The 11,392-nt window shown below is 60.9% G+C and carries 12 protein-coding genes and 1 pseudogene; 8 read left to right on the top strand and 5 right to left on the bottom strand.

Annotation, left to right across the window (positions count from 1 at the left end):
- Positions 1-11 precede the first annotated feature (11 nt).
- Both DYL61_RS06220 and DYL61_RS06215 read right to left on the bottom strand, forming a co-directional pair.
- A complete protein-coding gene (locus tag DYL61_RS06220; protein WP_135307637.1) occupies positions 12-1,394 on the bottom strand; it encodes a heavy metal sensor histidine kinase in 1,383 nt (460 codons plus the stop codon).
- Positions 1,391-2,065, bottom strand: a complete 675-nt coding sequence (locus DYL61_RS06215) for a heavy metal response regulator transcription factor (RefSeq protein WP_135307636.1) — start codon at positions 2,063-2,065, stop codon at positions 1,391-1,393. Before DYL61_RS06215 ends, DYL61_RS06220 begins: the two co-directional genes overlap by 4 nt.
- Positions 2,066-2,453: 388 nt before the next feature.
- On the opposite strand from DYL61_RS06215, the gene DYL61_RS06210 reads away from it, so the two are divergent.
- The 4 genes and pseudogenes from DYL61_RS06210 to DYL61_RS06200 all read left to right on the top strand — a co-directional run bounded on the left by DYL61_RS06210 (position 2,454) and on the right by DYL61_RS06200 (position 4,836).
- Positions 2,454-2,786, top strand: a complete 333-nt coding sequence (locus DYL61_RS06210; RefSeq protein ID WP_135307635.1) for a DUF2790 domain-containing protein — start codon at positions 2,454-2,456, stop codon at positions 2,784-2,786.
- A 63-nt stretch (positions 2,787-2,849) separates the two neighbouring features.
- Positions 2,850-3,668 (top strand): annotated as a pseudogene (locus DYL61_RS31845) (PAS domain-containing protein); the annotation flags it as partial.
- Positions 3,669-3,776: 108 nt separating this feature from the next.
- A complete protein-coding gene (locus DYL61_RS31840; RefSeq protein ID WP_374956545.1) occupies positions 3,777-4,208 on the top strand; it encodes a methyl-accepting chemotaxis protein in 432 nt (143 codons plus the stop codon).
- 52 nt (positions 4,209-4,260) lie between these two features.
- The gene (locus DYL61_RS06200) at positions 4,261-4,836 is read left to right on the top strand and encodes a flavin reductase family protein (protein ID WP_135307633.1); all 576 of its coding nucleotides are present in this window, start codon (positions 4,261-4,263) and stop codon (positions 4,834-4,836) included.
- Between the two features lie 185 nt (positions 4,837-5,021).
- Here the strand turns inward: DYL61_RS06200 and DYL61_RS06195 are convergent, their stop codons facing one another.
- Positions 5,022-5,831 carry an AraC family transcriptional regulator gene (locus DYL61_RS06195; RefSeq protein WP_135307632.1) on the bottom strand — a complete coding sequence of 270 codons (810 nt, stop codon included), beginning with the start codon at positions 5,829-5,831 and terminating at the stop codon, positions 5,022-5,024.
- Between the two features lie 205 nt (positions 5,832-6,036).
- Between DYL61_RS06195 and DYL61_RS06190 the strand changes: the two genes are divergently transcribed.
- Genes DYL61_RS06190 through ddlA form a run of 4 tightly spaced genes read left to right on the top strand, consistent with a single transcriptional unit; the run spans position 6,037 to position 8,639 of the window.
- Entirely contained in the window at positions 6,037-6,600 is a 564-nt protein-coding gene (locus DYL61_RS06190) for a DUF2975 domain-containing protein (protein WP_135307631.1), read from the top strand.
- A gap of 7 nt (positions 6,601-6,607) precedes the next feature.
- Complete coding sequence (locus DYL61_RS06185; protein WP_135307630.1) at positions 6,608-6,829, top strand: helix-turn-helix domain-containing protein; 222 nt, start codon at positions 6,608-6,610, stop codon at positions 6,827-6,829.
- Positions 6,830-6,861: 32 nt separating this feature from the next.
- Entirely contained in the window at positions 6,862-7,500 is a 639-nt protein-coding gene (locus tag DYL61_RS06180) for a LysE family transporter (RefSeq protein WP_135307629.1), read from the top strand.
- A gap of 44 nt (positions 7,501-7,544) precedes the next feature.
- Positions 7,545-8,639, top strand: coding sequence for a D-alanine--D-alanine ligase (gene ddlA / locus DYL61_RS06175; RefSeq protein ID WP_135307628.1), 1,095 nt, complete (start codon positions 7,545-7,547; stop codon positions 8,637-8,639).
- Between the two features lie 172 nt (positions 8,640-8,811).
- On the opposite strand, the gene pgeF is transcribed toward ddlA, so the two are convergent.
- Together pgeF and ggt are read right to left on the bottom strand one after the other, a co-directional pair.
- On the bottom strand, positions 8,812-9,513 hold the full coding sequence (pgeF, locus tag DYL61_RS06170) for a peptidoglycan editing factor PgeF (protein WP_135307627.1): 702 nt from the start codon (positions 9,511-9,513) through the stop codon (positions 8,812-8,814).
- A 24-nt stretch (positions 9,514-9,537) separates the two neighbouring features.
- Complete coding sequence (ggt, locus tag DYL61_RS06165; RefSeq protein ID WP_135307626.1) at positions 9,538-11,367, bottom strand: gamma-glutamyltransferase; 1,830 nt, start codon at positions 11,365-11,367, stop codon at positions 9,538-9,540.
- Between the last annotated feature and the right edge of the window lie 25 nt (positions 11,368-11,392).

Raw genomic sequence — 11,392 nt, 5'->3', positions numbered from 1 at the left:
AGTGCTCGCCCTTAATGGGGAAACACCAGCCGAAACAACGTGAACCCACCAGGCAGGCTGCGGACCTCGGCCTGTCCCAAATGCAAGGTCATGATCGACTGCACAATGGCCAGCCCCAGGCCCGTACCCCCTTCGGTGCGGGCGCGGCTGCTGTCGACACGGTAGAAACGCTCGAACAGATGCGGCAAGTGCTGCGCTTCGATGCCTGCGCCAGGGTTGCTCACCGAGAGCGACGCGTGGTTGTCGTAGGTTTCCACCAACAGCGAAATATGCGCGCCCTGCGGGCTGTGGCGGATGGCGTTGGACAGCAGGTTGGAGAGGGCGCGCTGGATCATCAGGCGGTCGCCTTGAACCTGTGCCTCGCCGCTCAAGGTCAGGCTCAATTGCTTGTCTTCGGCACTCAGGGCGAACAGCTCCATCACCCGCTGGGCTTCGTCCGCCAGCGACACGGCGGTGAACGAAGCCCGCGCCGCCGGGTGGCTGACCTGGGCCAGAAACAGCATGTCGGAAACGATGCGTGCCAGGCGCTCCAGCTCTTCGGTGTTGGACTCCAGCACGGCCTTGTATTCATCCGGCGGGCGCGGGCGCGACAACGTCACCTGGGCCTTGCCCATCAGGTTGGTCAACGGTGCGCGCAGTTCGTGGGCGAGGTCGTCGGAGAATTGCGAGAGCTGCTGCACCCCCGCGTCCAGGCGCTTGAGCATCACGTTGAAGCCCCGCGCCAGTTCGCCCAGTTCGAAGGGTAGATTGTCGACGGCCAAACGGTGGGTCAGGTCTTGAGTGGTGACTCTGGCCGCCACCTGGCTGAACTGCTTCAACGGCGCCAATCCGCGCTGCACCAGCCACCACGCGCCCATGCCGATCAGGATTAGCAGCATCGGCAAGGCAATCACCGTGGCCCGCAGGTAGGCGCTGAGCAACGCTTGATCGTCCATGCGGTCCAGGGACAGCAACACCCGCACACGTTCACCGCTGGCCAGGCGCATCAGGCTGGACGCGCTGAGCACCTGGTTGCCGTCACTGTCTTCCCAGTTGAGGTAACCCAGGGTTTCCCGGTGGGCATAGTCGGTGAGCAAGGGCTCCTGGGGTTTGGCGCCGACACTGAGCAGCACACGGTTATCGGGGGCGGTGGCGACGATGGTCAGGTAGAAGTTGTCATGGCCCATCACCAGATCCATCAGTGAATGCGGGCGCGCGCGAATGGCGCGGGCGTCAAGGCCCTGTGACAGGCTGTGCTGGATCTGTTCCATCTTGCTTTCCAGGCCCTTGCGCGCGAGCTTTTCCAGCTCAAAGGTCAGCGCCAGGTAGGCCAGGGTTGCCAGCAACACCACCAGCCCCGCGCCCATCAGGCTGACGGTCAGCCCCAGGCGCATCGACAAACTGCTGGTCTTCATGGACGTGCCTCCAGCACGTAGCCCACGCCGCGAATGGTGTGGATCAACTTGATCTCGCTCTGGTCATCCACCTTGGCCCGCAGGCGGCTGATGGAGACTTCCACCACATTGGTGTCACAGTCGAAATTCATGTCCCACACCAGGGAGATGATTTGCGTGCGGGTCATCACCTCACCGGTCTGGCGCATCAACACCTGGAGCAGGGCGAATTCCTTGGTGGTCAGGTCGATACGCCGGCTGCCGCGATAGGCGCGATGGCGACGCGGGTCCAGCTCCAGATCCGACACCCGGAACACCTCCGGCTGCGGGATATGCTCACTGCGCCGCAACAGGGTGCGTACCCGCGCGAGCAGTTCGGGAAACTCGAACGGCTTGACCAGGTAATCATCGGCGCCCATGTCCAGGCCCTTGATCTTGTCATCCAGCCGGCCCCGTGCAGTGAGCATCATCACCCGTTGGGTGCCGCTGCGGCGCAGGTTTTCCAGCACTTGCCAGCCATCCTGGCCGGGCAGGTTCACATCGAGGATCACCAGCTCGTAGGCCTGTTGCGTGGCCAGGTGCAAACCGTCGATGCCGTTGCCGGCGCAGTCGACCACATAGCCGCTTTCACTGAGGCCTTGTTGCAAATAGGCGGCGGTTTTTTGCTCGTCCTCAACCACTAGGATACGCATGGGATTTACCTTCAAAAGGAGCAGAAAGAGGCATGGCCTCATAAAGAATTGGAATCGGCTGTAGGAAAACTCTGGGCCTTGAAGTCACTTCAGGGTCAAGCCAGGTCATGGGGGTGCGACGTTTCGTCGCTCAAGCGGGGGCGCAAAAAAACGCCCCGGACGGGGCGCTGAAAAATCCATCTCTGTTCCAAAGGAGCTGCACAAAAACACCAGAGATGAGGTGTACGGTGGGCAGTGTATAAACCGCAACGTAACGCCAACGTGAGGGCAACCTTACAGTTCTGACAGGTGCAGGCCGCTACCTAACGAATAAGTAATCTGCCGGTGAACATTGCGTCAGGGTTGGCTGGTTAACCTCGGCACTGAACTTTCAGTCGAGGAACCTGTGATGAACTTTTACAAACTGACCCTGGGTGTATTAACGGCCTGCTTGTCATTCGGTGCATTGGCCGAGGGCGGCGGGGACCGGACGTTTGCCCTGATGATGGAGCGCAATCAGCAGGCCATGGCGACCTATGCCGCCAGGAATGGAAAGCCTGCGCCTGTGGTCCAGGCCTACCGCTACGGCATGAAGCTGGACATCGCCAAGGTGGTCAACGTGACGCCACCGATCCCGGCGTGTAAGCCAGTGCCGTCGCGCATGACTTACGAAGACTCCAGCGGCAAGCTCAATACCCTGGAATACCAGGTGATGGGGGTATGCCGAAACAACGGCGGTTAATGGATCCAAAAAAAGAGTGGGGCACTGGGTCAAAACGCTCTTCAGAAAACCTTCGCAGGGCCGATGCAGGTCAGATCCTTCTCTCCATTTGACCCTCGGTGCCCAATGTTCAACACCCGTTTGAAGCAGGAGCTGTCGGCTCTTCGCGAAGAATTGTCCAGCTTGCAACAGGTCAAGGAGAGCCTGGAAAGCGAAATGCTGTGCCTGACGCTGGATGCCGAAGGCCGGGTGGAATGGGCCAATGCCAATTTCTTGCAGGAGTTGGCCTACCAGAGCCCGCAGTTATTGGGGCGCCATATTGATGACCTAACGCCTGCCCACGTACGCAAGGATGAGTTCCAGCAGCGCTTCAAGAATGCCTTGGTGCGCGGTGAACATTTCGCCGGCACTGTGCGCCTGATGCGCGGCAACGGCCAGGAAGCCTGGCTGCGCTCCATCGTGCAACCGGTGCGCAGTTCCGATGGGCGCATCAAGCATTTCTCGATTTACTCCAGCGACCTCACCCGCACCATCGAGGCATCGCGCGAGCATGAAAACCTGATCACGGCGCTGGTGCGTTCCACGGCGGTGATCGAGTTCGACCTGGGTGGGCATGTGCTCACGGCGAACGAGCGTTTTCTCGCCGGTATGGGCTACAGCCTGGCGCAGATCCAGGGTAAACATCACCGGATGTTCTGCGAACCGCAGGAGTACAACAGCGCCGAGTACGAGCACTTCTGGAAGCGCCTGAACAAAGGTGAATTCGTGGCGGCGCGTTTCAAGCGCGTCGACGCCCGTGGCCGTGTGGTGTGGCTGGAGGCGACCTACAACCCGGTCATGGACGCCACGGATCGCCTGTACAAAGTGGTCAAGTTCGCCACGGTGATCACCGACCAGGTCAACCAGGAACAGGCCGTTGCCGAAGCGGCCAACATCGCCTACAGCACCTCGCTGCAAACCGACAGCTGCGCCCAGCGCGGCACCACGGTGGTGACCCAGGCGGTGGATGTGATGCGCGACCTGGCCAAGCACATGCAACAGGCGGGCGAGGGCATCGAGGCGCTGAACGACCAATCCCAGGTGATCGGCAGCATCGTCAAAACCATCAGCGGCATCGCCGAGCAGACCAACTTGCTGGCGCTCAACGCGGCCATCGAAGCGGCCCGTGCTGGCGAGCAGGGCAGGGGTTTTGCCGTGGTGGCCGATGAAGTTCGCCAACTGGCCTCGCGCACCAGCAAGGCCACCGAGGAAATTGTCGGCGTGGTGCGCCAGAACCAGGACATGGCCCGCGATGCGGTCACCCTGATGACCGACGGTCGACTGCAAGCCGAGCAAGGCCTGGCCCTGGCGGCGGAGGCGGGAACGGTGATCGTGGAGATCCAGGACGGCGCGCAAAAAGTCGTCAGTGCCGTTGGCCAGTTCGCCAATCAACTGTCGAGCTGAGCGTAGGGCTCAGGTATCGTAGGTTTTTTCTCGCTTGAAGAGCTGACTGTCCATGAGCCCTAACCATCGTCGCCCCGTTCCGCTGTCCAAGGCTTACCGTTTGCTCAACCACGGCCCGACCGTGCTGGTAAGCGCCGCGCACGATGGCCGACGCAATATCATGGCCGCCGCCTGGGCTATGCCGCTGGACTTTGAACCGCCCAAAGTCGCGGTGGTGCTGGACAAGTCCACCTGGACCCGCCAACTGCTGGAAGGCGCCGGCACCTTCGTGCTGCAAGTGCCGTGCGTGGCCCAGGCCGACCTGGTGCAAACAGTCGGTAACACCAGTGGCGCCGAGACGGACAAATTCGCCACCTACGGCCTGCACACCTTCGCCGGCGAGCACACCGAAGCACCGTTGCTGGAAGGTTGCGTGGCCTGGCTCGAATGCCGCCTGCTGCCCGAGCCCCACAATCAGGACACCTACGACCTGTTCCTTGGCGAAGTGGTTGCGGCCTATGCCGACGAGCGCGTGTTCAGCGAAGGGCATTGGCACTTCGAAGGGCACGACCCATTGCGCACCTTGCACCACATTGCGGGCGGCAACTTCCTGAGCATCGGCGAGCCGATTACCGGGCGTCAGTTGTAAGCCTTGCCAGCGCTTAAGCCAGCGGCCCCGATGCTGAAAGCACCATGAATCTAAATGTGGGAGGGGGCTTGCCCCCGATGGCGGTGGGTCAGCTACATGTTTATTGGCTGACATTCTGCTATCGGGGGCAAGTCGAATCGTCGCACCGCCCCTCCCACATTGGATTGCATTGTCAAATTGAGACCTTAGCGCCCGAGCATCTTCACCCACCGCGACGGCGGCATGCCGTAGGTGCTGCGAAACTGCCGGGTCATATGGCTCTGGTCGGTGAAACCGGCGGTCATTGCCGCATCCACCAACGAGACGCCCTGGGCCAGCAGGCTGCGCACCAGGTCCAGCCGGCGCATGGTCAAGTAGCGGTAGGGGCTGGTGCCGAACAACAAGCGAAAATCCCGCGACAACGCCCAGCGGTCACGACCGGCATGGTCGGCCATTTCATCCAGAGTGATGCTGCGGCCCAGGGCGCTGTGGATAAACTCCCGCGCACGTTCGGCAGCAACATAATCGAAGCTCTTACGGGTGGTGATCACCCCAGAGGCTTCGCTCAGGGCCTGTGCCACGTCATACAGTGCATCTTGCTCCAGCAGTGGATCTATCGGGCAATCCAGGCCCTGCAGCAATACTTCGCTGGCGCGAAACAGGCGCGGGTCGTTGGTATGCCCATTGGGAATAAACGGCAACGGCTTGCCACCGAGGATCTGCTGGATCAGCGCCGGTTCCACATAGATCATGCGATACCGGAAGCCTTCCACACTGCTGGCGCGGCCGTCATGGGTCTCGTCGGGGTGAATCACCATGGTCGTGCCGGGCAGGCTGTGGGTCATGCAGCCGCGATAATGAAAACTCTGCACGCCGAACAACGTACGGCCAATGGCGTAGGTGTCATGGCGATGGGGGTCGAACGCGAAGCCGGCAAAGTACGCCTCAATGCGGTCCATGCCGCTGGCGTGCGGGGCGCGGTGCATCCAATCGAGTGTCGAGGTGGGATGGCCCATGGTGGCTTGTCACAAATTGAGATGGAAATACGTTAACCCAGTCTGAAGGGGGTTGTCTGTGGCGGTCTTGAACGATTGTGCGTCTTTGGCTGTGCGTGATGCGCTGAGATAAATGGGGTTTTATAATGTTTTGCAATGATTAATTATTGTTTTACGATAATTTAATGGCTATTTTGCTTCGACTTTCAATAAGTGAGGCCATTGCATGAATACCCAACGTCTTGCCCTGTACAGCCAGCGCATGTCGATTGTCACGTTGTCACTGATCATCGCCATGCTATTGCTTAACGCTGCTGTCTGGTTGTTCCCGGTGTTGAGTTCTTCTTCCGACGGGCTTGGGTTCGGATTTGCCTTGAGTGACCGTCAAATCGAGGGCAGAGCCGAACAGGTTGCCTTGTTCCCCTGGTGGCAGACGTTGGGCAGCATCGTGCTTTCCAGCATTCCCTTGGTCGCGTTGGCGAATGGCTTGAATCACTTGCGGCGATTGTTTCAGAGCTATGCCCGGGGAGAGTATTTTTCCAGTGCGGCGGCGCTGCATCTGGGGAAGGTGGGACGCGCGGTTGTCCTATGGGTCTTACTGGATTTTTTATGTGAGCCTTTGCTGAGTGTGTGGGTCACAATGAACGCGCCGGCCGGCGAGCGAATGATCTCCTTGAGTGTTACCGCGCCCAGCTTCGTCGCTCTTTTTCTCGCTGCCTGTATTTCGGTGATAGCGCGTATTTTGAGGCAGGCCAGCGAAGTGGACTCTGAAAACCGTACTTTTGTTTGAGACTGACATGCCCATTGTGATTGAACTAGACGTCATGCTTGCCCGGCGCAAGGTGAAGTCGAAGGATTTGGCGGCTGCCATCGGGATTACCGAACAGAACCTGTCATTGCTTAAACAAGGTAAGGTCAAGGGCATACGGCTTGGCACCCTGGATGCGATCTGCGTCTACCTCGAGTGCCAACCCGGCGATCTTCTGGTACACGTACCGGCGCCAGAAACCGAGCGCTAACGGCTTATAAACCTGATCACAAGGGACTATCGATGCTGCTCTCCAACTGGCCATACGCTGCACCATTGCTGTCACTGGCGTTACTTTGGACAGTCGCGGTGGTGACGCCCGGTCCCAACTTCTTCAACACCGCGCAACTGGCCGCCAGTTGCTCGCGTCGCCATGGCGTAGTGGCGTCGGCTGGCGTGGCCACTGGCACGATCCTGTGGGGGCTGGCGGGTGGCCTGGGCATCAAGTCGCTGTTTACCGCCGCGCCGATGCTGTACCTGGCGTTCAAGATCATCGGTGGCTGCTACCTGATCTACCTCGGGCTGAAACTGTTCAAGCGCTCGGCGCCGGCCATGGGCCAGAACCTGCTGCCGGACGAGCCCCGGCGCTCACTGTTTTCCGCGTGGCGCCTGAGATTGCTGGGCAACCTGTCCAACCCCAAGGCCGCGCTGTTCGTCGCCACTATCTTTGCCTCAACCATGCCGCCTTCGCCGTCGCCGATGCTGCTGACCCTGGCGGTGCTTACCATGGCTACCTTGTCGTTCAGTTGGTACTCCAGCGTGGCCTTGGTGTTTTCCAGTGAGCGCATGGCCAGCCTCTACAGCCGTTCGCGCAAGTGGCTCGACCGTTTTGCCGGCGGTTGCTACGTGCTGTTCGGCGCACATCTGGTAGCAAATCGCTGACGGCCCGTGGTAAGAAGCCTTACTTTCAACCGTGAGGCAGGGTCATGAGCAAGGTGCGCGTAGGGATTATTTTTGGTGGCCGTTCGGCGGAGCACGAAGTCTCGTTGCAATCGGCGCGCAATATCGTTGATGCGCTGGACCGCACGCGCTTCGAGCCGGTGTTGATCGGCATCGACAAGGCTGGCCACTGGCACCTCAACGACACCTCGAACTTCCTGATCAACCAGGAAAACCCGGCCCTGATCGCGCTCAACCAATCCAACCGCGAATTGGCGGTCGTACCCGGCAAGGCCAACCAGCAAGTGGTGGAAACCGCTGGCAGCGGCCTGTTGGAACACATCGACGTGATCTTCCCCATCGTCCACGGCACCCTCGGCGAAGACGGTTGCCTGCAAGGTCTGCTGCGCATGGCCGACTTGCCTTTCGTCGGCTCCGACGTACTCGGCTCGGCAGTGTGCATGGACAAGGACATCAGCAAGCGCCTGCTGCGCGATGTGGGGATTGCCGTCACGCCGTTTATCACCCTGACTCGCCGCAATGCTGCGCGTACGTCCTTTGATGCGGCGGTGAACACCCTCGGCTTGCCGATGTTTGTCAAACCGGCGAACCAGGGGTCGTCGGTGGGGGTGAGCAAAGTCGCCAATGAAAGCGAGTACCACGCTGCCGTCGAACTGGCCTTGGGCTTCGATGAAAAAGTGCTGGTGGAGTCGGCTGTCCAGGGCCGTGAAATCGAATGCGCCGTATTGGGCAACGACAACCCTATCGCCAGCGGCTGTGGCGAGATCGTGGTGAGCAGTGGCTTTTATTCTTACGACAGCAAGTACATCGACGGCGAGGCGGCGCAGGTGGTGGTACCCGCTGACATCAGCACCGAGGCCAGCGAGCGAATCCGGCACCTGGCCATCGAAGCGTTTGAAGTGCTGGGCTGCGCCGGCCTGGCGCGGGTCGACGTGTTCCTCACCGAGGATGGCGAAGTACTGATCAACGAGATCAACTCGCTCCCTGGCTTCACCCGCATCAGCATGTACCCCAAGCTGTGGCAGGCGGCAGGGATGAGCTACAGCGAACTGGTCAGCCGCTTGATCGAGCTGGCGCTGGAGCGGCATGCGGGGCGCAAGGGGTTGAAGATCAGTCGCTGAGCGTTCCGGGTTTTCGCTGGAACGTTGTGGCGAGGGAGCTTGCTCCCGCTGGGGCGCGAAGCGCCCCCAGTTGGTTTGGCACGTTCTGTCAGGGAAACTTCGCTGGCCGCTTTGGGGCTGCTGCGCAGCCCAACGGGAGCAAGCTCCCTCGCCACCGATACGGGGTGTTCGGTCAGGGTTTTCGAACAATCCACGAATAGATCAACGTCTTCGCTTCCTGAGGGTTATGCGTCCTGCGACGATAGCTGGAAAACGCCGGTGAGGTGCAGTAGGTACACACCTCGCTTACCTCAATCTGCTCACGGCAAACCCCGGCCGCTTGTAGCAGGCTCACCCCGTACGCACTCAAGTCAAACCATGCACTTCCCGCTTGCCGTGCATGGGGTGGTGCGATCTGCGGCGTCAGCAATGGCGCGGGTTGAACGACGTTCCAAAGATGTCTCTGCTCTGCCGGGAACTGCGTGATGAACGCTTCGCTCACCTCATAACAGCACGGCTTGATCGATGGCCCAATGGCCACTCGCAACTGGTCGACGGCAATCCCGGCGTCGGCAAAACGTTGCACGGTATTGGCAATGATCCCGCCTTGCAGTCCCTTCCAACCGCCATGCACCGCAGCGACTTTCTCAGCGTTTTCTGCGGCGATAAGAATCGGCAAGCAGTCTGCGGTGATCACCGCAATCGGTTGATGTTCACCGCTGAACACGCCGTCGGCCGGAACCGTATTGCTCTCCAGGCCGGCCTGCCAGTCAATCACCGATGCGCTGTGCACTTGCTTGGCGATGAACACGTCAGCCGGGCACTGTGGATCATCAATCGTACAAAAACCATGTTCGACGCCGGCAATGGCACCGAGGTTGTCTGCGTGCTGCACAGGGATTCTCCGTTGATCAGGGGGTTAGTCGCCGACGGCTTCGCCTTCGCGCCGAGGGTCTGCGCCGCCGTTCAGCGACACCTTGCCGTGGGTATCGCGGGTACGCACGATGGCCTGGATGCCGCTGGTCATATCGATCTCGCTCAACGCGTGCCCCTTGTCCTTGAGGGCTTGTTTCAACGCCGGGCTGAACAAGCCTTTTTCCAGTTCGGTCGCACCATTGCGGCTCCCGAAGTTGGGCAGGCTGATGGCCGCTTGCGGGTCGAGGTTCCAGTCGAGCATCGCCACCAGGGACTTGCTCACATACTCGATGATCTGTGAACCGCCGGGCGAACCCACCGTGGCCAACAGTTCACCGCTGTTGCGGTCGAACACCAGCGTCGGCGCCATGGCCGAGCGCGGGCGTTTGCCGGGTTCGACGCGGTTGGCTACCGGCTGGCCGTTTTCCTCGGGGATAAACGAAAAGTCGGTCATTTGGTTGTTGAGCAAAAAGCCCTCGACCATCAGGTGGGAACCGAACGCTGCCTCCACCGTGGTGGTCATCGACACCGCGCCGCCCTGGTCATCCACCGCCACCACTTGGGAGGTGGAGATGCGCAGGGGCGAGCGGTCCGGCGCATACGCCACCTGGATGCCCGCAGGCGTGCCCGGTTTGGCAACGCCCATGCTGCGCTCGCCGATCGAGGCCGCACGTTTGGCCAGGTAGTCTGGCGCGACAAGACCGGCGACTGGCACCAGCACGAAGTCGGCATCGGCGACATACAGTCCGCGATCGGCAAAGGCCAGGCGGCCAGCTTCGGCGAGCAGGTGCACGGCTTCGGGATTGGGTTCAAGACCGGCAGGCGAGGGGCTTTTCACCGGCTTCATGGGCGCAATGGCCAGGCGCGGGTCGCGGGCTTCCAGCGCTTGCAATGTGCCCAGGATCTGCGCAACGGCAATGCCACCCGACGACGGTGGCGGCATGCCGCACACCTTCCATTGTTTGTAGTCGGTGCACAGCGGCGCGCGCTCCTTGGCAGCGTAGCCCTTGAGGTCGGCTTGGGACAGGCTGCCCGGATTGCGATGGGCCTGGACTTTCCGTGCGATCTCATCGGCAATCGGCCCGTGATACAGCGCATCCGGCCCTTCCTGGGCGATGCGTTTGAACACGGCGGCCAGCGCCGGGTTTTTCAACAGGGTGCCGGTGGCCTTGGGAGTGCCATCGACATTCAAGAAATACGCCGCCATATCGGGCGACTGCGGGATATAACGGTCGGCAGCGATCAGCGCATGCAGGCGCGGGGAAATCGCGAAGCCTTGTTCCGATAAACGAATCGCCGGTTCAAATAACTTGGCCCATTGCAGGTGCCCGGTTTTCTTGTGCGCCATTTCCAGCGCGCGTAAAACCCCTGGTGTACCGACTGAACGTCCGCCGATCTGCGCTTCGGGAAAGGCCATCGGCGTGCCGTCGCCCCTGAGGAACAACCGTTGCGTTGCCCCCGCTGGCGCTGTTTCGCGACCGTCATAGGCGTGCACGTTTTGCCCATCCCACAGCATGATGAACGCGCCGCCGCCAATACCCGACGATTGCGGCTCCACCAGGGTCAACACCGCCTGCATCGCAATCGCCGCATCAATCGCCGAACCGCCCTGGCGCAACATCTCCCGCCCGGCCTCGGCCGCCAGCGGGTTAGCGGCGGCGGCCATATGACGCTCGGCGTGGCGTGTGCTGAGGTCGGTGCGATAGCCCGAGCCCAGTTCCGGTGCCGGGGGTTGTTCGTTGACCGGGGTATGACAGGCAACCAGGCTAAGGGCTACCGCAATCACCGACCATGGCCGGCGGGAAATTGAAAGCACGCGCTGAACTCCGTTCATTTTGAGAATGATCTGTTGTCCTTGG

It is taken from the genome of Pseudomonas nabeulensis (assembly GCF_004682045.1).
GTDB classification, from domain to species: Bacteria; Pseudomonadota; Gammaproteobacteria; order Pseudomonadales; family Pseudomonadaceae; genus Aquipseudomonas; species Aquipseudomonas nabeulensis.
This window is presented reverse-complemented; position numbering and strand designations above follow the sequence as displayed.